The organism is Vibrio sp. 10N.222.48.A3 (genome assembly GCF_041475345.1).
Taxonomy (GTDB): Bacteria; Pseudomonadota; Gammaproteobacteria; order Enterobacterales; family Vibrionaceae; genus Vibrio; species Vibrio tasmaniensis_A.
Window position 1 is genome coordinate 1 of sequence record NZ_JBFRVX010000017.1, and the last position, 20,641, is coordinate 20,641.

The window sequence follows — 20,641 nt, forward strand, 5'->3', positions numbered from 1 at the left end:
CGGCTTTAGGAGCTTCGGTATTTTGAGCTTGTGCTTCCGAAACTAGGTTTTTATTGCCATCATTCTTATTTTCGAAAACCTTTTTAAATTCATTTTCATTTGAGTAATGATCTGTAGGCAGATGCGCTAATGGATATCCCTTTGGAAATACTTCGCAAGTATTGGATTCTGTCACGAATAAGTAGTCCGGGTGGTTGTCATTAGGGTCATTTGGCTTTGACAGCCCAATAACGGTAGGTACGTATAGGCGTTCAGATCCATTTTCAGTTCTGCGCATGTATCGGTTGGCTATAACTTCACCTTTTTTAGATAAGTCGTTAACAACTTTTTTTCCGCCATTTCTTGCATCGACTTCTTTCAGTGCAAAGAAGTTCTTCGTTGTAAGAGGGCCGAATTTACGGCGTTCCACGGGCATAACTTCAATAAATAGGTCTTCAGTAGAAAGTTCTTCAGATTCTTTCATTGAATTAACGATAGATTGAAATACATCGATATATGCACCAGTAATATCTTTACCATTACTATCAAGCCTACGAGATAAGAAGTATTCAACACATTCTTCAGGTGAAAACAGTTCATTAGGCTGGTCATCAACCTGGGGCTTGTATGGGGCGGTAAGAGTGATGGAGTCAACGAATGGTTCATCTTCCGTGTAATCTACGATACGAATAGCTACTTCTGGTAAATAGCGTCCAGACCCCTCTGGTTGGATCATTGCTGATTTAACGGCGTTTAATAATTCATTGAACTGATTAGCCGCAAACATTTTTGATTCTTTAACCATCGCTTGACGAACAAATGCCTGATTTCGAATTTCAGCATCAGGGTTTTCAGAGTCATACTCTCCGGCTTTTAAAACCACGGTACTTAAACCAAGCGAAAGAGACTCTTTTGACTTGGCGCTATCTCGGATAAGAACATTACACCAATTTGATTTGAAAGATGATTTCCCTGATTGTTCACAGCCATTAAATAGAACAACCCCTGCTTTATCGCCATTAGTTGAGGCATTAACATGGAGGTTGTTACTTGAGTCTGCAAAATCGGCGATGGAAGGGCGATTTTCGGAAGTATTTTCATCGTATCGAAGAAATACTTTCGCTTCTAGCCCTGTTTGGATATCGATACCAGTTATAAAGTGGTTTGCTGGATCGTCGTCTGAAATGTTATAGCTATCAACCATGAGCGCAATGTTTCTTGGGTTTGGTTTTGATACACGCTTTAATTTGTTGAATTTTTCTCTCATTCCTTGCATTTTGAACCCTTCCATTAAACAAAAACTAAAAAATAATATATAGTGTAAATGAACAATACAGATAATAGTCTGTCTACCAATTCGATGCAAATAAACGAGTAACTTTGGGAGGTTAGCGTGAAGGATATCAACCAAATTAGAAGGCACCTTGAATTTGAAATAAGTCAACTGCCGCAATATCCGTATTTAAAGCAAGAGAATATCGATCGCTGGATAGACGATGTAATAAAACTTGATCCAAGTCGGGCAATCTGGCACGTAGATCGCCTGTTTCGAATAGGAGGTAGTGAAATTGGCCCTTTATTACAGTCTCACCGTAATAAATTGGCAGATACTATTTCAGAACAAAAATATTCGCACTCTTCTGAAATTGATATTTTTAGGCTAAAACTCCTCATAGATTCACCAGCGCCACCAAATGCAGCTATGCGTCGTGGCACAAGGTTCGAACCAATTCTGAACGAGGTAAAGCGTGAAGAATTACAGAAGAAATATACGTTGGTACGTGAACGACCAGATTTAGTTGAACGGATAGTTAATGCAAACTTGCCAGATTTCAATTGGGCGAGGGTTCAAGTGGATCAAATATGGGAAGTGGATGGGAAAATTATTCTATTGGATTATAAGTTCCCATCTGAGGGGGGGCTTAAGACTCTGCTCTATGAAGAACCCTTGATGTATTCAACTCAGTGTACAATTGGAAAGATGATAGCCAATAGGCTGGGTATTGAAATCGATGAAGTTATGGTATCGCCATATAACATGACAACAGATTCATTTGATGACATTAATGTACCGTTTGACTCTGAGTTCGAAGCTGAAATTCTTCATGTAGGTCAAGCAGCTTACAACAAGTACACCAAGGGTTTGTTTCCTACCCCGCCCATTCCTAAATATCAAATACAGAGTTCAGAAGAAATCCCTAATGATATAAAAGAAGCAATGGTTAAAGCTTCATTGCTTCGGATTATGTCTAAAGAGGTAGCTGAAAGCATTATTAAAGAAGAAGATATTTACCAAGACTACCTTAAGGTGCTTTCAAAAGGTCAGAGTGATGACATTCGTATTGAGGTGGCCACATCTAACATTACCGGAAAGACAAAAAAGAACTTCAAAAAAGAAGAGGCCGTGCTCGTTCTTAAAGAAAATGGAATGCCAGAAGCTGAAGTTATGCTTATCAAGAACAACATCACAAAGTTAAACGCTGCTTTAAAAGAGTGCGGGGTACCAAAGGAAGAGGTGAATGCACGCTGTTACTCGTTAGATTATGAGGTCGACATTTCTCAGTCGAGAGCTAAAAAGGGGATTCAACATCAATTAGTTCAGGCGGCTAAGCTTCAAATATCCGAAAATGTTTCTGAGATATTAGAGCAATATTCATCAGATATGTTGGACTATGATTCGCTGAACAATACTGATGGTTCATTGGATAAGCGTAAGCATTATCAATTGAAAACATTATTGAATTTAATTGAGAATTCGGACCTTGTAGAAGTTCAGGAAAAAGCTAAATCTAAGTTAGCAGAACGAGAGGTCGCGTATGGAGCGAAACCGAAAACTTCTAGTAAAGTGTCTAATCAAAGTGAATCACCAGAACTTACAAGCGCGAATTCAATTATCACCTCAGAGCAAATAGATAAGTTTGGATTGGAGGGTTTATTGAGCCCAAATGAACAAACGATAACAAGCCGAGAAGAACCTGACGCTTTAAACACAGAAGTTGAGTTGGAAAATGATCAGTTGAAGCAAATTAGTCACTTATTCAGTATCAACATGTAATCGTTTTCCACATTTTCAGTGCATAAAGGTGTGTTTAAAGTTGAATAAAAAAACCTCACATTGAGAAATCGAGTGAGGTTTTTTTGGTGTCTTTTAAATCCTTGGTGAATGTATCATTTAGGGTTTACGTAGTACATCATGCTGCATTAACCTTTTTCGATTGATTAACTTGGGCTTTTAAAAGTTCCAAGCTAATTTTAGGTTCAGCTGTTTTTATCAAGCTAGGCACAGTTAATGATACATGAGGCGCTTTAGTCACTGATGCTACGAGGGCGCTATGAGATTCATCCTGATAGATTAAGTTTCCGTCGGCGAATACAGTAATCAAATCAACAGGTATGTTTTTTTCATATCCTACAAACTTGATAGCGTCAATGTGACTAAGTTCGGGGATATCTCTCAATCTGTCTATTAATTGTGGTGCGTGACCTAGTACTTGCAGCAAGGCCGAACGCCGAGTGAAGATCTTTTCGCCACCATAAGTGAATTTAATGAAACCTTTTTTATGTAGCTCATTTACTAATTCAGCATGTTCGCCAGTTTCAAACAGTGCGTCTAAAAATAACGCGATAAGTAATTTCAAGTCTTGAGAAGCTTTTGCTAAGTCAAGAATAGAAGCTTTTTTGAGGTCATCGATTGAATGAACGCGTAAAGCTGCGTCTACCTGATTACCAACGTAATTAGTAGTAATTAGATGCATCGGCTTAGTGGTCATTATGTTCGACGTGTAATGCTGGAAAGATGCAACACTAGGAAAAAATGTAATTCCAGTTGAAGGCAGTTTCCCTAAGAAATGTGTGCTGCACAACTCAAGGGAGTTGTTTTCTACTGCTTTTTCAATAGAGTCTTTGTAGATTGCTATCAAGCTTACGGTATTCATCTTTCGATACCTCACATTCAATTACTAACATTAAATTATACAGATAATTGTAAGTTAGTTTGGTTACTTTAAGACGTTGTTTATTTTTTAGTATAATGAACATTTGAACATAAACACAGTAGTTTTTTTAAAAATATTATGTACTTTAATGTACATTCTAAAGTAGGTTTTTGAAACTTAATCCTTTCAAATCATATTGATTGTAAAAGTTCTTTGCTTGCTATGGGGTTCGGTTAGGTAAGGTTTTAGCTAGAAATATTGTGATTATTTTCACAATAACCCAAGAGCTGAATAGTTTTATGATGTATAGTGTAAAAACATTTGAAATTAAGCATGGGTGTAGTTATGAATAGTTCTGATTCATTAGTATCGTTATTGGAAAGTGGTTCGTTAGAACTGTTAGATTTGGACGGAATTGTAGAGAGTCAACCGGCATCTTGTGATTACAATTACGGCTTTACATCTGTTGAGTTACTGGGAGTTATGGCGGCTTCAGGAGTTACCACTGGTAAATTCTGTTCTGGTTTAGCGTTGCCAAATACTCGTTGGCCTAAAATTGTAAAAGTATCAGACGACGCAAGAGATATGGCCAACGAAGTCACATCGCCAGAAATTGAAATGTTTGCTCGCCTTACGAATGTCTATCCCCAGGCAGCTCCTTGGACACTTAAAACAATATCAGATTTAGTGAAAATTTCTGGTTGGAGTGTAAAAGAACTATCTATTGTATGTGCTTCAGCTGAGAACTCTGTCGATAAATGGTTAAATGAAGCTCAGCCAACTATGGATAGTCAATCCGCTATATTGATAGATTTAATTTATCGATTAATTGATACCTATAAGATTCCTAAAGCTGATATTTTGAAAATGGGATTAGGAATGCGAGCTAATCGAAATGCTCACCATATTCATGAAATGGAAGATGGAACTTGGCAGTCAAAATCTGAAAGTTCGTATCGAAGGGCTAGAAAGCTTCTGCGTGAAACGATAATGTCATTTGGTCTACCAGACGAATTACTAAAAACGGTTCGTTTAAGAGAAAAGTTGATTGCAGAATTTATATTAAATACTACTTCAATACAGCAAATTGTTTCTAAGTCTAATTTGAAGGACCTGACAATCGTAGATGAACTATCCGACACACTAGATCGTTTGCGTCATTGGTTCGATTCTCGTAACGAATATCACAAACTGTATATGCAGTATATTCGAAAGTACAACGGCGCTTTTAACCCAATTCAAGCAGATGATCTACAAAAACTAAAAATCTGTTTCGACGAAGCAAGTGAATTTCTTACAGAGAAGCACCCCGATTTTGACCTGAAGTATTAGGGAAAGTTTTATCAAGAAGCAGCAAAACAATTTTTGCTGCTTTTTTCTTATTCTGCAAAGCGCCACCAGCCACCCCAGGGATTATAACCGCCATTTTGCAATTGTGGGTCATGGGTGATCATTGGCTCTAGCCTTAATTCGAATTCAACGAACCGACCTTTCTCTTTATTGGATAGTTGAAATGGAATGGCTTTTCTCATAAGCATTAAATACTCAAGTTCGGCCTTTTCCGCATTTTTGACTGCATTATCGTATTGAGTATGGCTTGTCGCTGCAGTCTCCTCATGTTCAAGATTTGCTTGCACTACGTAAGTTGAGCAAGTCTCTTCCTCTTCCTCTTCCTCTTCGTGACAAGAGAGAGCTGTTACATATTGTCCATATGACAACGGTTGGTGTGTCAGTGTCATGCTCTTAAAGCCATACTCCTTCAATCCATCGAATATTACTTCAACGCCATACGCTTGAGAATCCACATCGAATACTCTTTTCTCAGTGTTATGAGAAAAAACTGAATGTATTAGAGATATATAAGAACTGGTTGGAATATTGAGGATAGGGATTGTATTACCACTTGTTACGGAGGTTTTGACAAAGCAAGACGTATTTTTACCTCGTACCAAAAATGAGATGGCTGTCGATTTGTGAAGCTTAAGTTTGCCAAGCCAATATTGATAGTCTTTCATAGATGACCCTGTGCTAGTTTCTGAAAATAGTATATAGTTTAAACTTGTGATTATGAAGAGATTTGGTGGGATTGTGAGTAATCAATTAGAAAATTCAATGCCGATGCAAGATATAAATGAAGTCTTGAGTGGGTTAAATAAAGAGCAGTATAAAGCAGCTACGTCATCATCATTAAATATTCGAGTTGTTGCAGGACCTGGCACAGGAAAGACGAAAACTATGGAGGCAAGAGTGGCAAACCTCCTTTCTGGTGGAGTTGAGCCTAATGGAATCCTAGCCCTGTCTTTCACGAATGAATCCTCAAAAGAGTTCAAAGATCGAGTGCAGGATACGTGCGGGTTATTAGGCCATAAAATAAAGACTGGAACCTTCCACGGTATCTTCAATCGCTTTCTCCGCAAATATTCTTCACACGAATTTTTCAAAACAAAATTAGGTTACCCTGAAGGTTTCTTTATTATTGACGATGACGATTCAAAAAAGATAATGAAAGAATCCATAAAATCGTTACCAAATGGCTTCAAAAAACTTATTGATAAGCTTGAGCTTAAACCTAGAGATTTCACTTCGCAGATGTCTCTTTTAAGAGCGAAGTGCCACACCCCCAGCACTTTCTTTAAGATCACAGTTAAAGATGATGATCTCTACAAGGAATGGTTAGATATTTCATCAAGCCTGAATTCTACTGATGACGCAGACTCCGTGAATCAAGCTTACTCTACTATTTCACAAAATTATAAGTTGAGAGACTTCTTACTTATTAAAGTCTGGGATAAGTATGCGAAAAATTGCCGAGCGGTCCATGCTATCGATTTTGATGATGTGTTGACCAATACTTACTACCTTCTCAAATTCAACCCATCATTATGTAAAAAAATAGCCAGCGAGTTTAATCATATTCTAATCGATGAGTACCAAGATACTAACTACATTCAAGCTGCAATAATCAAAGAGTTGAAAAGAGGAAACCCTAAATTAAACCTCTTTATAGTTGGGGATGGAAGACAGGCCATCTATGACTTTCGTGGTTCAGATGTGCTACTTATGACTAATGCACAGAACGATTATGGAATCTTCGAAGACCATGAACTTAAAGTGAATTATCGTTCTTCTCAAAATCTGATCACTTCAACCAATATTTTTGCTGTCGATATGCAAAACCAAATAACAAAAGGGCAGCTAGAATGTGGTATTGATACTATCAATAACCAAATGTCTGAGTACCACAAGTTTGATTCAGATTTCGATGAGGCAAATTGGGTAGTCGATGAAATCAAACGTAATATATCTATTGGTGAAAAGGCCGAAGATATCTACGTTATTTACAGAACACGCACTGCAGCAAAGAAAATTGAAGACGTATTGAAACAATCCCACATGCCTTTTGAAATGGTCGGTGAGAGAAATTTTTATGAGTGTGCTGAAGTACGTGATGTAATGGCTTTTCTTCGTTCAATTGTTCGTCCAAAAGATGTTTTAGCCTGGTCGCGCATTACAGATGTTATGCCTATCGCAGTTACGGGTATGTGGATAAGGGATCAATACCAAAAAAACCATGAATCTACACCGATTGAACTGCTTAAGGGTAGGGCAAAGGGGAAGAACTTAGAGCCAATAAATGAAGTCTTAGAGTTTCATCAAATGTCCTATGACCTTTTAAGGCTTGAGGAAACCAAACTTATAGAAGAATTCATTCTTGATGATGGCGGTAACATTACAATAGACGCAGCCAAACAATTTATAGCTACCTCAGATGAAGCAAGGAAAGCATATGCTTCATGGAAAGCAGAGTTTTGGTTAGAAGTCACTGAGGGTATTCGAGATGCATATATTCAAAAGACCCTTCCTGCTTATGAAAAAATTGATGCACTTAAAGCAAAGACAACCGGTAATGAAAATGAATCTGCAACTGATAAGCGTCTGGACAATATAGCCATATTATTTGATGAAATCCGTATTCGACTTAACTCAGAGCAAAGCTTATTCGATATAGTTGATGATCTAACCACAAGAGATTCTAAGCAGCGTGAAAGTGGTGTAAATGGTGTAAAGCTATTAACGGGACATGCATCGAAAGGTTTGGAAGCAAAGGTCTGCTTTATTGTCGGCTGTGATAATGCAATTTGGAAGCGTGGACTCGACCCTCTAACAGCCAAGGAACTCGATGAGGCTGCACGGTTATACTACGTAATGGCCACTCGGTCGAAAGTGAAGAATTACTTAACTACTTCATCATCACGCTTTATGTTTGATAAGACGGTAAAATCAGCGCCGTTCCCTATGATTGCCCAACATATAGCTGACAGCATTAGCGCTGGGGTTATGATCACTGAAGAACACGGTAAATCGTTGTTTCAATCAGATTTTTCATCTCAAACGACGTCCCAATCGAGCAATAGTACTCTCAATGTTATTGCTCCATCTGGAGCCAATAAGACAACTACATCTAAATTGGGTTCTCGGCTAAAAGAATCATTTAAGCGAACTGAAAATAAGGCTCAAACCCAAATGTCAACTTTCAATCCATAATATAAGGAATAGTTATGTTATTTTTATCAACAGATATTGAGCATGCAACACGAGCTATTTCATCTATGAGAGGCATCAAAACATCAGCGAAATCAAATAAATCAAAAAAAAACCTTATGCAATGAAGATACTTTAAGAATAAAAAGGAACATTGCTAACTCTAATCGCTGTAGGCAAGAGAAAGCGGATATTGAAGCTCTTTACAATGGTGAAGCCAGTTTTATTTCTTTTGGTCAGATACACCGGACCAAAAAGGATGTAAAAACTAGATATTAGAAAAGAGGTGAACTTCTTAGGTCGTGTGCCATATACTTAAGGCATGTTCATTAACACAGTATCTTTTTGTTTTCTCCTCCGTTACTGCCAATATGCACATACATCGATAATGTGGCTAGTCGGACGGTTTTACTATCGTTCGCATCTTCATTGCATCTCAAAACAAACCGTTTAATTCTGGAATCGATTATGGTTGAGTTTTTCCCTTTATTTCCACCAGTAACCCATTTGAAAGTAACTATGCCAGATGCTTCTAAGGTGCTTAGAAGCCTTTCTGCATGCAAAGCGACATCTGGGGTGTATACGACTTACGAGCATGTATTGGATTGTTTAGAGTCAGTATCAGGGACGCCCAACACTTACAACGCTATACGAGGCGATATTAATCTATTATTGAATTGGTCTTGGTTGGTTTTGGGAAAAGACATCGTAGAACTAACACTAAAGGATATGAATTCATTTATAGATTTTTGTAATGATCCTCCAAATCACCTTATATCTACTTTCAGCGCAGGGCTTTTAGATAAATCAAAGAGTGACGATCAGTTGATTGTTGTTAATGAACAATGGCGTCCATTCGTTAATAGAAACCATCCAAGGCAATATAAACGTACGGAGGGTAGTTTGAAGACACAACTTTCGAATTTATCATTCGTCTTCGTATACCTAGAAGATATCGAATATAGCTTTAGGAATTCTGCAGCAGTAGCAATGCGAAGATTGACATCTTCCGTAAAAGTGGCCTTGAAGCATGAACGAAGAGAAGTCGGGCATAAAGGTATGAGTGCTTTACAGGTTTCACACTTGCTTTCAACGGTAGAACGAATAGCTAAAGAGAATCCGGATAAATACGAGCGTTCGCGTTTAATCATCTATCTGATGTTGTTTTGCTATCCTAGGATAAGTGAAGTTTCTGCAAGGCCGGCATATTCACCCGTATTTGGTGATTTTGAAATGCATCGCGACCTTAATGATCAAGTTTATTACACTTATTTTATCCCTAATAGCAAGGGAGGTAAAACACGAAAGGTGATTTGTCCTCCTTTACTGATCGATGCTCTTTTGCGTTATAGGAAGCATAGAGGGTTAGGTGATGGATTTCCGTTACCGGATGATCATTCGCCTATGTTCGTAAGGCACCGAGCCGCAACTAATGGTAGAGAAAAGGATATCGTGGATGCAAATCTTGGAATTAGTCAAATAGGGGAGTTAATTCAAGAGGTATTTGAGTTGGTTGCTGATAGTTTGATGGCTGGTGGTTATCCATTGGATGCTGAGTTAATGAGGAAGCTTACACCACACTCATTACGGCATACCGGTATTCAAATTGACTTGGCATCAGGGCGTAATCCTCGTCACGTTATGTTGGATGCTGGACACTCTTCAGAACAAACATTAGCGATTTATGAGAGTCAACGAACGGCAAGTCGTTATCAGTCCATTGATTTAAAGAATAAATTTTTACAGAGAATGCTAAAGCCGATCACGCTATCTAGTTAAGTTAATTGTTAATAGTATCATTACTATATTGTTATTTATGGAATGGAAGTCCCCTAAGTTTAATTTGGAAGTTTTGTTAGATTAAATTGATAAAAATTCACAGAAACCATGTTTACAATTGCGTACATGCGCATTACTATCAACTTGTCTCAAGGTTGCATATACGTAAATTTTATTATGAGATTCATGTTTATTCAGCGAACTAATGTGAATTTTACGTCAAAAGTGTATCAAAAGTGATACTCAGCACAACTAAGCTATACTTATGTTTAATTTGGAAGCATTTTGTATTTATATGCCTAAGAGATATAAAACTTCCAAATTAAAAGTAATATTGAACAGTAAGAGGAGTTGTGATATGAGCATAGAGTCGTTGAAAACAAAAAGTACAAGCACAACGGACCCGGTAGCACTTGCAAAGCTCCAAAAGAACCTAGAAAGGATAATCGGTTTATCTAAGGGTTCTAGAGATATCAAAGAATGCGTTAGCGGAGAGGTCCATAACAAACCTGATTATCAAGTTAATCCAGGCTTTACATTTAAGCCATAGAATATTTAACGCGACTTTAATGTGACAAGATTCAACGGTTAGGAGCTAATTACTCCTCTAATTAGCCCATTGTGTGAGAGGTTTTGGTCCTGTTGAAGCTTTATCAATGAATGTAGACAGCGCCCGACCAGTCTAAATCATTGTTTTCTCTATCCCCATGTAAACCTTTACTCGATGAAGACTCACTTGGCGCTCCGATAAAAACTGAATGTCCACCTACCGATATTGCAGTGCTAAAAAGATCGCCTGATGTCGGGTTTGTTCCCCCTTCCGGTTTTGGCTTTGTTGCAGGCTGTGTTGGGGAGGGTTTTTCTCCCGATGGTGCGGTAGATTCACCTGAGCAACCACTAATTGTGGCGAAGGCGACAATCGCGATTAATGTTCGTTTAAGGTTGAGCATAATGCTTCTCTTTAAGTTGTTCGATTTTTAGGGGAGATTTAAGTATCCAAGACTTCATTGCAATACTTAGGGATTAGTACTTTCTGTTCATTGTGAACCTCTTCGACTTGGCAAATCGGTTCACTGGTGATCTTGCTCCACCCCCATCCAAGTAGAATGGAGAGTAAAATTGCGCTAATAGGCTCGATATATAATTTCATAATCGCTCTTTTAATTAGTAAGTGGATAGGACTTATTTAACTGCTTGAAATGAAGTATTACCTTCATGGATTAAACTGATGTAATGCATTTAATAATTGGGGGGGCATTTTTTTTGAGAACATGGAAAGCATCGATGTGCCGGATACGATTGCACTATTTTTCAATTGTACACGCCCTTTTCGGAATGGTGTTTTACCCGTATGTATGAAGAAACCACAGGTTTGATTTACTTGACATACTTTGTCGAAATTTAAAGCATGGGATGACTGTATTGGCCCCGAATACCTTTTCGCTTGAATAAGGTGCCACTTACCTTTGATTTTTACCTTACCGTCTATTCCACCGTCGTTACTGTATTTTGTACCTCTAGAAATTGTGTAACCATGATACTCAAGAGCTGTAAGAATCATTTCTTCAAAGACATACGGATTAACTTTTCTCAAATAAGCTAGTTTTTCTGAGTCGTTCATGTACACGACTTCTTTGAATAGCCGCTTCGAAACATTGACATTGACTTTGTGTTTTGACCTTCCTTTTGTCAGCCATACGTAGCAGAAGAAAAATACGACTAAGTAAAAGACAACGGCAGCGACATACAAGTACATGCCTAACTGATTGATATCGGGAATAAAACCACTATCATTTTGTAAGTTTAATTGAAAGTCCATATTGAAAAACTCCATATTCATCTTCAACAAGGATATGACTTTTGTGACAATCGTTCAATTAAAATGGTATGTGTAAATTATCTTTTTCCCCACTTGCGTAGTTCTGTTTAATTCCAACTCTCCTTTTTGTTGAATATTCCAATCTCATCGCTCATCATAAGGGCTGTATGCATAAACAGTACTTATCTATGAATTTTTTCCCTATTACCGTTGACGCCTCTATTACCAACTTTGAAAGTCCCGCACTTGATTATGCTGAGTCAAATATAAGTATCGATGAACTGTTAATTGATGATCCGAACTCGATGTTTTTTGTTCGTGTCAGTGGTGACTCAATGCAGGGTCTTCGGATATTTGAATCGGATATTCTTGTCGTCAATAGAAAGCGCCTACCAGAACATTTAAGCATCGTTGTGGCGAATTATAACGGTGCATTTGTCGTCAAAAGGTTGAATAGACACATCCCTGCCCTTGTCTCTATCGATTATTTCGGTCGTGAAAGCGTTGTGCCAATAACAGAAGACGATACCTTGCAAATTGAGGGGGTGGTCACATCTACAATTCGCGCCCTTGTTCCTGAAGGTTTCAGGCTTTAATGATGAAGTATTATTTGATGATTGATGCAAATCGATTCTATGCCAACGCAGAGTTAATCTACCGTCCAGACTTACGAGGCAAACCCATAATTGTGTTATCTAATGGTGATAGTTCTATCGTTGCATTAAACCGCCAAGCCAGTGATTTAGGTTTCAAACGTATGTCTTATTACTCTGAAATAAAGGGGCTGGCAGAGGCAAAAGGAGTCAATGTTTTTAGCTCAAATTACTCACTGTACAATAGCGTTAGTAAAGCCTTTATGTCCGTTGCTAGTGAGTTCGCAAATGAACAGTTTATTTATTCAATTGATGAATGCTGGCTAACGATAGATACTTTATCTGAAAGCGAAATAATAGAGCACGCTAAGATAATACGACGAGAAATATGGAGGCGAACACGAGTGCCAGTGTCTATCGGAATCGCTAAGACAATGACACTATCAAAATGCGCGTCGCGGTTAGCCAAGTCCAATTCGGATGGAGTATTCTTGTTAATAGGGCCTAATAGATCGTTGGTTGACCTCTCCGCAAACGATGTTTGGGGAATAGGCGTACGTAGAGCAAACCAATTAGAACATTCTGGGGTTAGGACTGCTTTAGCCTTATCGAAACAGTGTCCTACTCGCATCAGGAAGGAGTTTAATATCGATGTAGAGAAAACCGTTCGAGAATTAAATAACGAACCTTGTTTTTCCTGGTACGAATCGCGTCCAGACAAAAAGCAAATCTTCTCAACTCGAACGGTGTCACCTAGATTGGCCGGTTTAATAAACGTAAAGCGAGCCGCTTGCGAACTACTAAATTTAGCCTCTCTTAAGGCCAGAAATCAACAATCAAAGATAAAAACGATTACTGTTCATATAGGAACTTCCTCAGACACATGGAAGCCATATTTCAAGCGAAATCTACATCACTTTGATTACGCCACCAGCGACTTGATTATCTTATCTAAAGTCGTTAATTTTCTGGTTGATTCGATGTACGTCCCTGGTACAGAAATTTCAAAAGTGGGGGTAGGTTTTCTTGCTTTGGAAAGTAAGCGTAATGAGCAGCTTGATTTATTTGGTACTGAGGACCGCGATACATTTATGGGACTTTTCGACCAAATTAATCGAAGGTTTGGTAAGAACACTGTCTTTCTTGCGAATACCGGTATCGATAAGGCCAAGGTAGAAAGACAATTCCTATCAAAAAGCCCAACAACACGTTGGAGAGATATCGTAGTCGTGAAAGCATAATAGCCAAACAACTGATTCATAAAGCTTGGTATTAACAATACGAAATGTCATAATTCATACGTACGTAATATTGGAAGCGATTTATGAATAATGCAGTCAGGGTGTATTCTTTGTTAGTTTCTCTAGGAAGCATACATACCAATACAATCAGGAATTTGACTAAAGAACTATTAGAGTTAAGCGAACTCATCCCTCCACGATTTGATTTTTTAGATAAACGTCAAGATATAACCCAGATGTTTAGTCCCACTCAAAAGCGATTAATTATTAAGTGCTTACTCGATACTGATGATCTAAGAAAACTAGACGGTCTTCTGGTTGAAGCCGAAAAAGCGTATGACATTATCGATCATAATGTTATTAGTTCTTTTAACAATAAAGAACCAGCGTCAAAGAATGACTCGACACCTATAGTGAAGAAATTGAAACCCAAGAAAGTGATGAAAAATAATTCATCTACCACAGTCGGCAAGGTTGGTCATCGATTTATTTCCAAAGGAAGAACCGCATACAAGATACACGTCCCCGACTCCTCAATTACTGTACAACACTTAAGCGTTGGATTTATCAAGCTTGGCGAGAAAGAAGCATTAAAGATAGCTATCAAAAAGCGCAATCAATTAGGGAAAAAGTTTTGGGGTAAACATTGGAAAAGGATTTTGGAAGATGAACTTTTATTAGGCCGGTTACCACGTAGCCTAGAGCCAACTTTGGTGTATAAGCCGACCCCGACCCTATCGGACCCCGATAAGAAAGAGTTATGTTATTTGACAAAGTGGAGGGTGTTGAATACCAATTCGGGCAAGTACCAATATAAAACCGTTGTGCGCTCAATTGGAAAGTACGGCAAGCTCTCTGCCTACATCCAAACCAAGTCTGCTTTGCTCGAAGCCTATAGCGATATATTACCTATTATTGAACATATTGGACGTTACTCCTTTGCTAAATTCAAATGATTCAGCAATGAAATTTAATGTTGTTGGTCATTATTTTTGGAGATGAAAAGTAGTTAGCTTACCTTCCCTTCTCATCTCGAAATCTATGATAGGTATCTTAACTAAGATTTGATGCTATTCTTCTGCCTTGGGACATATATCGCTTAAATTCGGTGCCTATCCATATGCCAACATGACGTGTAATTCCATTTCCGATCTGCTTAAAAGCCTCTGTGTCGCACACAGGAAAGACGAATGAATCTTCAAGGCCTTGCAATCTGGCGTACTCCCTAACTGTGTATGGACGCACATTGCGAGGAAAGTTGGTATCGACAACGAGCCTAGTTCCACGGTCTTTACCGTAGTGGGCTAGACAGCAGGGCGCAATGTCGCCTTTGCGCGGATCTGAGATAATCGGTAGATCACGGTAGCCACCATCAAGGCGGGTGTAAACTGACTTTGGAATGCTAATTTGTGGGTTTTTTTCCAATATAGATGCTAATGAAACGGGTTTGAGATTTTCAGGAGGTCTAAAATTGAAATACTTCTTGGTCGCTAAAATTACTAATCTATCTCTACGTTGCGGTACGAAGATAGATGATTCCACAGGGCAAAAAATCTGAACATAGTAGTCGCTCATTTTCGTCATGGCTTCCATGACTATTTTGAAGTATTTGAGTCCTACAACGTTCTCGACGGCGTAAAATTCTGGTCTTGCTATCGCTAAAAATCGTAATGCATGTAGATAGAGGTCATCACCAGTTTGTGTGCCGTGCAAATTCGCCATATTGGAATAACGGGTACACGGGTAAGAAAAAACCATGCCTTCGGATTTTGTTTGTTCAAGCACCAAAGTTTTGGTTATGTCAGTTTCAGAAATTTGGTGATCAAAGTTCGCGTTATACGTTTTAACGGCGTTAGCATCCATTTCAAATGATTGGTTGATCCGAACTCCAGCATCCACAATTCCCTTATCACCAAGGCCAGCTCCGCTAAAGAAACTTGTTATTGAATATTCGCTCATAAAAAAGGTACTCACTAATGTTATTTAGTCAGTACCTTAGCATTGGTTTTTCTGTTAATACGTCGGAATGTCGAAATTAAGCAGCGAAAGAGAACTTTCTGATCCTTGCTGCTTCTTGGCATACAGTTGTAATAAACTCTAAAACAAGTTGGTGGGCATCACGAATTTTTACTTCTGCGTATGTGTCATCAACTAAATTAGATTGAACGGCACTTACGAAGCTGTCGGAGGATAAGGCAGCTGCTCCCCACAAGGTTTTGCAACCACAGGCCAGTATAATATCGTAGTAACCTTCAAACTCGTCTATGTCTAAATCTAGAATAGACACTTTCTTGATTTTTTCGATTTGACTCATTATTTCCAAGGTACGTTTGTTTCTGAACTTGCTGGACCCTAACTGTTCAATTAGACATAAATGGACTTGGTTATTGACCTCCCTTGGCCACCCTTTTTGATGTGGGCCTATGGCTGGATAAATAGGTGTGCCAAAATACGTGAATTGCACTTCAAAATAGATACCCGTTGAAGAATGCACCAATATCGTAAATGGCAAGTCGACAGTAGCAATGTTTAAATTATTACTTCGTGACTTGGATGGCTCGTTAACCACGTAGACATTAAATTCTATGTTTTCTAAACCGACTCCCGATTGTTCAACCTGAATTGTCGAATACAATGTCTTCCATTGCTTTGCTATTTCGAGCTCTGCGCGATGCTTAGAGCGTTCCTCTGCCAATTCTACCTTATGTTCATCTTTGTTTTTCTTTTGCTTGTCGAGCCGCTTCTGGAGTGATTCAGGGTTCATCTTTCGAAGCGTTGCTTCTCTTTTACTTACATCATTCAGTTTTTTAATGGTTGCTGCTAATTTAGACTTTGTGTGTTCATGCTCTTTTATAGCATTGTTATTGGTCACCAGGCTTACGATCACATCATCTAAAATATCAGACTTCTGACAGCTACCTTCCTCGATGCCGAGTTTGTTTTTTAAACACAGTAAAAAATGGGATAAACGCTCAGACGCTTCTTTATTCGACGCTAAATTGTTCTCAAGTAGGCTGTACTTCTCTTTTAGAATCTGTAGTTCTGCTTGACTCTGAGAGAGGATTAATGTGCTTGAAGATAATTGTGTGTTAAGTTCGGATATCTCAGTTATCAGTGAACTGTCTGCTTGGTTTTGAAGAGTGATAGGGTCGGTCAGTTTGTTAATTGTATCATTGTGCTGAACGTTGAGCGTTTGCATTGTTTTGTATAACGAAGTCACACCATTAATGATCGACAAATCAGCTAAGAAGTCTTTTTTCATTTCATCACTAATCGAACCTTCTTTAGATGTTAGCTTGAATGTAGAGACAGCTTGCTTCGTAGAGTTACACAGAAATGCCATGTGGCCATCCATTTCATTTTGGCAAAATTCCTTAGAAATTATGCTTTCGCACAGTACTGAAAGAATAGTCATCAATGGATATCGAGTCATGTTGAAGTCAGCGTTGATTAGGGCTGACTCGATAACGGATTGGTTTGCAGTTATTACAAGTGATTTGTTCATGTAAGCCTCTGTATAAATATAAATTACGTACCATTAAGTCCCAGGTAAATGATTCACTCTGCACTTCTTATGTTTTTTTCCATTTCTTCGTTTTCCATAACTTCACGTAAATAAACCAATACCATTTGAGTTGATTTCCAATCACCTATTGGCTGAATTTGATCTATTCTCAATTTGTTTATTACATATTCGTCCACCACCCGACCAATTCGACCACTATGACCAGTCCAGTTCGGCTTGTTATACACTGAAATGTCAGCTTCTAAATTTTCAGAATTTAGTTGAGTAAAAATCTGAAATAGCGACGATAAATTGCGGTCTATAGTTGTTCCCGTTGGAGGTGTGCTTGGCGATAACGCAACTAAACCTTCGCTTATATTACTGAAAACGAAATCGGTACTGTGCAAAATGGGTGTCACACGAGTCAGGTACGATTTAAGAGTGACAGCGTAACGACCAGTGACAAATTTAGACTTTACGTCAACCCCTGTTTTACTTCGGGTTCGTAGTACTTTAAATGCTACATCACCATTTTCATCAAAAGTTTCTATTAGGTCCTTAAGTTTTATACGACAAATTTCATCTTCACGTAAACAAGTCGAATAAAGCGTACTCGCAATCGCTAAATACTTTCGCTGCTTGAGTGATACTCTGGCCCTGATTTTTAAGTCTAAATTGTCAAAGTGGTCAAATAATGCATTTAAGTGAACAGCCCTCAACGGCGTTGCTTGATTTTGTGTATAGGAATTCCCAGTTAACTCAACGTAATCGAGCTTTAGGGATTTAGTTATTGCTTTTACATCCGGTGAGCGCAGTGGGTTATACACCTCCAAGTAATCATAAATGTATCTCAATTGGTTGCGGTGTTGATTAATGGTCGCAATCGATTTATCGAGCGCAATTAGGTGCATCAAATACAGTTCTACCGCATTACTGTTCGGCTGCGGAAACGCATAAATCCCCCGATCTACGCAAAATTTAGCCCATGCTCTTAATACACTAGCAAGTTGTTGAGTTGTAGATTTGGATAAGCCACCACGATCCTTGTTGAACTTGTTTGCTCGAATAACAATGAAGTCAGCGTTTTCCGATAATGGATCTATTAGCTCAATTAAATCAGGGAAATTAACTTGAAATCGACCTAATTTAGATTGACGCTGTTTCCATTTACTCATGACATCATAATCATCTTCTCTAAGAGCAATTCCTTGAGAAGATGATTTAACAGGTAAAGTGGTGACTTTATTTTTGCTCATACAAATAGCTCGTTATGACGACTTTTGGGTGGAATGGTTATGGTTTATTTTAACGAAATTGCATTCTCTCACAGCATTAACGCCAACTTCTTTTTCAGTTCGTAAGTTGCTAAAGTTAAAGGATGTTGAAGCGTGTATAAAGACATCCGCCCCACTATCGACAAAAACCTCTATGTGAACAGGCTGCAAATCAAAGCTTAATGGGTCTAAATCGAAATTCATCATAGGATAATGATCAATGACGGATTGGCAGTCACTATTAAACTCTACGTGAATGTAGTTTGTATTGTGATAGTTAATAAGTTGAGTGCTGATCGCTTCAAAGTAAAAGTCTTGGCCTTTGGCGTTCGACACTCGTAAACCGTGTATCTTTGAACTTAGGATCTGATTTAGTACTTTTAAATCAACGGCATTAATCCTAATGGACATCAAGCTTATAATTATCGGCATAAAGCCAGTTTGTTGAGCTGTCAGCATAACGCGATCCTCTTTATGATCTAGTCTTTTATGTTTCTTCAGATTTCACTTGCCAGATAAGTCAAAACTTAAAGAAATAGAGGCAAAGCAATTTTGACAGCCTGGCCCATGCATCATGCTTCTCGTCTTTGTCATGCTTTATATTGACGATTTTCTTAGCCCCATTAACGATGATAATCATGGGTTCGCCTACACCTTTAGCTTTGGGAACCGTGATCGCAATGAAATTTAACCCTGCCACAGTCGTCATATTGCGAAGTTCGTAATTGGTTGATGGCATAGAATTTGACATGACTAAGTTGAAATCCGAGTTAACTTTATCGAGTAGCATGATGACCGCCTTAATTATTGATTGGCAATTAGTTCAATTACCTTGTTTCGAGCTTCTAACTCTGTAAATCCATGTTCATACATCAATTTTGCTGCTTTAGCGGATTCTTCTGATGTCGAATTCATTTCAAGGAAACCTTCTAGTGGGTAGCCGATCAGTTGAGCGAACTGTTCATAATCTTCTACATATTCACACGGACTTAACCCACGGTATAAATCATTGAATGTGAGCCCATTTGGGTTGTTGTCTAGTAGGTAGGTTACGATTGCATTCTCTTTAAAAATGAGCCCTCGCTTCTCATCTACTAATAGTGGTTGAATTGGTCGAGGCGTAAGGTGGAAGGTTCTGTACCATTCGGTGCCTTCATTAGCCTCAAGTTGAATTTTATTTCGAATTTGGATGTAACGAGACTTCGATAGTGTAGGAACTTCTTTAGCATCTGGAGAAAACCCAAATTCAACACACTGTTTAAAAGTGCATCCCAATAGCTGACAAAATTGTTCTTTGTCAGATATTGGGAATTCCATTGCCATCAAGTTTGAAATGGCAGGAATGCCACAATTTTCAAACAAGTACTTCACGACCTATTGGCACTGTAAGCGAGCTTTTGAGATTGAGCGCGAGGCGCTTGAGGGTTAAACGGATGCAGAGGTTGTATAGGTTGTTTAGTAGCCATAGTTGTTCCTAAAATTAAAGTTGGTTGCTAGAAATTAGTACAGGGTGCCAAATGCCGCTTCCGTGGCCACACTCAACACCCATAGTGCTGTCAGGGACGATGATCGTGTGTGTTAGTGCTTCTGTCTGGACAAGGCGCTTAGCTGCGAGTCGTTCTGCTAGAGAGATTTCGGTAAGGTTGTCACCAGTTAGTGAAATGCAGCCTTTAAAATGCTCTGTCAACGATTCAACGATTTGTGCATGTAGTGGCAGTGTAATGTTTGTATCACCCCATTGAATTTGACTATTTTCAACAAAGACAAAGCCGGCAAACCATAGCTTACCGCCCCCTAATTCAATTGCTTCATTCGACTGAGGGATAACCAGTGTGTAATTGATGGCGCTTTTTTGCTGTTCATCAATAATGGCGCCCATAGCTTTGTTAGACACTCTCGCTACACTGTCACCAATTAGCTTGGAGATGCCTTCAAACTCCTTTTGTAGACTCAAAACTTCTGCAATTGTTGATT

At 38.6% G+C, this 20,641-nt stretch carries 20 protein-coding genes; 7 read left to right on the forward strand and 13 right to left on the reverse strand.

Features of this window, described 5'->3' with window-relative positions:
• Positions 1-1,255 (reverse strand): hypothetical protein (locus AB4653_RS00400; protein WP_170965287.1); only part of this gene is annotated, 1,255 nt, incomplete at its 3' end.
• Positions 1,256-1,372: 117 nt separating this feature from the next.
• Between AB4653_RS00400 and AB4653_RS00405 the strand changes: the two genes are divergently transcribed.
• Positions 1,373-3,034, forward strand: a complete 1,662-nt coding sequence (locus AB4653_RS00405) for a hypothetical protein (protein WP_102258390.1) — start codon at positions 1,373-1,375, stop codon at positions 3,032-3,034.
• A 136-nt stretch (positions 3,035-3,170) separates the two neighbouring features.
• On the opposite strand, the gene AB4653_RS00410 is transcribed toward AB4653_RS00405, so the two are convergent.
• Entirely contained in the window at positions 3,171-3,914 is a 744-nt protein-coding gene (locus AB4653_RS00410) for a hypothetical protein (RefSeq protein WP_102258391.1), read from the reverse strand.
• A 345-nt stretch (positions 3,915-4,259) separates the two neighbouring features.
• Here AB4653_RS00410 and AB4653_RS00415 point away from each other — a divergent pair, with 345 nt between their 5' ends.
• Positions 4,260-5,246, forward strand: coding sequence for a hypothetical protein (locus AB4653_RS00415; protein ID WP_133151980.1), 987 nt, complete (start codon positions 4,260-4,262; stop codon positions 5,244-5,246).
• Positions 5,247-5,293: 47 nt separating this feature from the next.
• Here AB4653_RS00415 and AB4653_RS00420 read toward each other — a convergent pair whose 3' ends face one another.
• Entirely contained in the window at positions 5,294-5,929 is a 636-nt protein-coding gene (locus AB4653_RS00420; protein ID WP_133151981.1) for a hypothetical protein, read from the reverse strand.
• 73 nt (positions 5,930-6,002) lie between these two features.
• Between AB4653_RS00420 and AB4653_RS00425 the strand changes: the two genes are divergently transcribed.
• Entirely contained in the window at positions 6,003-8,459 is a 2,457-nt protein-coding gene (locus AB4653_RS00425; protein ID WP_170962714.1) for an ATP-dependent helicase, read from the forward strand.
• Between the two features lie 465 nt (positions 8,460-8,924).
• On the forward strand, positions 8,925-10,235 hold the full coding sequence (locus AB4653_RS00430; RefSeq protein WP_102258395.1) for a site-specific integrase: 1,311 nt from the start codon (positions 8,925-8,927) through the stop codon (positions 10,233-10,235).
• A gap of 653 nt (positions 10,236-10,888) precedes the next feature.
• On the opposite strand, the gene AB4653_RS00435 is transcribed toward AB4653_RS00430, so the two are convergent.
• From AB4653_RS00435 to AB4653_RS00445, 3 genes are all read right to left on the reverse strand, one after another.
• Complete coding sequence (locus tag AB4653_RS00435) at positions 10,889-11,185, reverse strand: hypothetical protein (RefSeq protein ID WP_102258397.1); 297 nt, start codon at positions 11,183-11,185, stop codon at positions 10,889-10,891.
• 38 nt (positions 11,186-11,223) lie between these two features.
• A complete protein-coding gene (locus AB4653_RS00440; RefSeq protein WP_157936405.1) occupies positions 11,224-11,385 on the reverse strand; it encodes a hypothetical protein in 162 nt (53 codons plus the stop codon).
• A 63-nt stretch (positions 11,386-11,448) separates the two neighbouring features.
• Complete coding sequence (locus tag AB4653_RS00445; RefSeq protein WP_157936406.1) at positions 11,449-12,054, reverse strand: restriction endonuclease; 606 nt, start codon at positions 12,052-12,054, stop codon at positions 11,449-11,451.
• A gap of 167 nt (positions 12,055-12,221) precedes the next feature.
• Between AB4653_RS00445 and AB4653_RS00450 the strand changes: the two genes are divergently transcribed.
• From AB4653_RS00450 to AB4653_RS00460, 3 genes are all read left to right on the forward strand, one after another.
• On the forward strand, positions 12,222-12,650 hold the full coding sequence (locus AB4653_RS00450) for a S24 family peptidase (protein WP_102258399.1): 429 nt from the start codon (positions 12,222-12,224) through the stop codon (positions 12,648-12,650).
• 17 nt (positions 12,651-12,667) lie between these two features.
• Positions 12,668-13,888, forward strand: a complete 1,221-nt coding sequence (locus tag AB4653_RS00455) for a DUF4113 domain-containing protein (RefSeq protein ID WP_372085552.1) — start codon at positions 12,668-12,670, stop codon at positions 13,886-13,888.
• A 440-nt stretch (positions 13,889-14,328) separates the two neighbouring features.
• Positions 14,329-14,844: a Fe3+-citrate ABC transporter substrate-binding protein gene (locus tag AB4653_RS00460; RefSeq protein WP_102258446.1), complete on the forward strand. Its 516-nt coding sequence runs from the start codon at positions 14,329-14,331 to the stop codon at positions 14,842-14,844.
• A 97-nt stretch (positions 14,845-14,941) separates the two neighbouring features.
• Here AB4653_RS00460 and AB4653_RS00465 read toward each other — a convergent pair whose 3' ends face one another.
• The 7 genes from AB4653_RS00465 to AB4653_RS00495 form a co-directional block, all read right to left on the reverse strand.
• On the reverse strand, positions 14,942-15,847 hold the full coding sequence (locus AB4653_RS00465; RefSeq protein ID WP_102258401.1) for a DNA cytosine methyltransferase: 906 nt from the start codon (positions 15,845-15,847) through the stop codon (positions 14,942-14,944).
• Positions 15,848-15,923: 76 nt separating this feature from the next.
• Positions 15,924-17,393: a hypothetical protein gene (locus AB4653_RS00470; protein WP_102579720.1), complete on the reverse strand. Its 1,470-nt coding sequence runs from the start codon at positions 17,391-17,393 to the stop codon at positions 15,924-15,926.
• A 53-nt stretch (positions 17,394-17,446) separates the two neighbouring features.
• Positions 17,447-18,649 carry a site-specific integrase gene (locus AB4653_RS00475; RefSeq protein ID WP_102258403.1) on the reverse strand — a complete coding sequence of 401 codons (1,203 nt, stop codon included), beginning with the start codon at positions 18,647-18,649 and terminating at the stop codon, positions 17,447-17,449.
• A 12-nt stretch (positions 18,650-18,661) separates the two neighbouring features.
• Positions 18,662-19,126 carry a hypothetical protein gene (locus AB4653_RS00480; protein ID WP_102258404.1) on the reverse strand — a complete coding sequence of 155 codons (465 nt, stop codon included), beginning with the start codon at positions 19,124-19,126 and terminating at the stop codon, positions 18,662-18,664.
• 61 nt (positions 19,127-19,187) lie between these two features.
• The gene (locus AB4653_RS00485; protein ID WP_102258405.1) at positions 19,188-19,457 is read right to left on the reverse strand and encodes a hypothetical protein; all 270 of its coding nucleotides are present in this window, start codon (positions 19,455-19,457) and stop codon (positions 19,188-19,190) included.
• A gap of 14 nt (positions 19,458-19,471) precedes the next feature.
• Complete coding sequence (locus AB4653_RS00490; RefSeq protein ID WP_133153714.1) at positions 19,472-20,029, reverse strand: hypothetical protein; 558 nt, start codon at positions 20,027-20,029, stop codon at positions 19,472-19,474.
• 118 nt (positions 20,030-20,147) lie between these two features.
• On the reverse strand, positions 20,148-20,621 hold the full coding sequence (locus tag AB4653_RS00495) for a hypothetical protein (protein WP_372103087.1): 474 nt from the start codon (positions 20,619-20,621) through the stop codon (positions 20,148-20,150).
• Positions 20,622-20,641 lie beyond the last annotated feature (20 nt).

Excerpts from the sequence above, each read along its gene's own strand:
- AB4653_RS00410 (WP_102258391.1), bottom strand. The coding sequence starts at position 3,914 with ATGAATACCGTAAGCTTGATAGCAATCTACAAAGACTCTATTGAAAAA.
- AB4653_RS00415 (WP_133151980.1), top strand. The coding sequence starts at position 4,260 with ATGAATAGTTCTGATTCATTAGTATCGTTATTGGAAAGTGGTTCGTTA.
- AB4653_RS00420 (WP_133151981.1), bottom strand. The coding sequence starts at position 5,929 with ATGAAAGACTATCAATATTGGCTTGGCAAACTTAAGCTTCACAAATCG.
- AB4653_RS00430 (WP_102258395.1), top strand. The coding sequence starts at position 8,925 with ATGGTTGAGTTTTTCCCTTTATTTCCACCAGTAACCCATTTGAAAGTA.
- AB4653_RS00435 (WP_102258397.1), bottom strand. The coding sequence starts at position 11,185 with ATGCTCAACCTTAAACGAACATTAATCGCGATTGTCGCCTTCGCCACA.
- AB4653_RS00440 (WP_157936405.1), bottom strand. The coding sequence starts at position 11,385 with ATGAAATTATATATCGAGCCTATTAGCGCAATTTTACTCTCCATTCTA.
- AB4653_RS00445 (WP_157936406.1), bottom strand. The coding sequence starts at position 12,054 with ATGGACTTTCAATTAAACTTACAAAATGATAGTGGTTTTATTCCCGAT.
- AB4653_RS00450 (WP_102258399.1), top strand. The coding sequence starts at position 12,222 with ATGCATAAACAGTACTTATCTATGAATTTTTTCCCTATTACCGTTGAC.
- AB4653_RS00455 (WP_372085552.1), top strand. The coding sequence starts at position 12,668 with ATGATTGATGCAAATCGATTCTATGCCAACGCAGAGTTAATCTACCGT.
- AB4653_RS00460 (WP_102258446.1), top strand. The coding sequence starts at position 14,329 with ATGAAAAATAATTCATCTACCACAGTCGGCAAGGTTGGTCATCGATTT.
- AB4653_RS00465 (WP_102258401.1), bottom strand. The coding sequence starts at position 15,847 with ATGAGCGAATATTCAATAACAAGTTTCTTTAGCGGAGCTGGCCTTGGT.
- AB4653_RS00470 (WP_102579720.1), bottom strand. The coding sequence starts at position 17,393 with ATGAACAAATCACTTGTAATAACTGCAAACCAATCCGTTATCGAGTCA.
- AB4653_RS00475 (WP_102258403.1), bottom strand. The coding sequence starts at position 18,649 with ATGAGCAAAAATAAAGTCACCACTTTACCTGTTAAATCATCTTCTCAA.
- AB4653_RS00480 (WP_102258404.1), bottom strand. The coding sequence starts at position 19,126 with ATGCTGACAGCTCAACAAACTGGCTTTATGCCGATAATTATAAGCTTG.
- AB4653_RS00485 (WP_102258405.1), bottom strand. The coding sequence starts at position 19,457 with ATGCTACTCGATAAAGTTAACTCGGATTTCAACTTAGTCATGTCAAAT.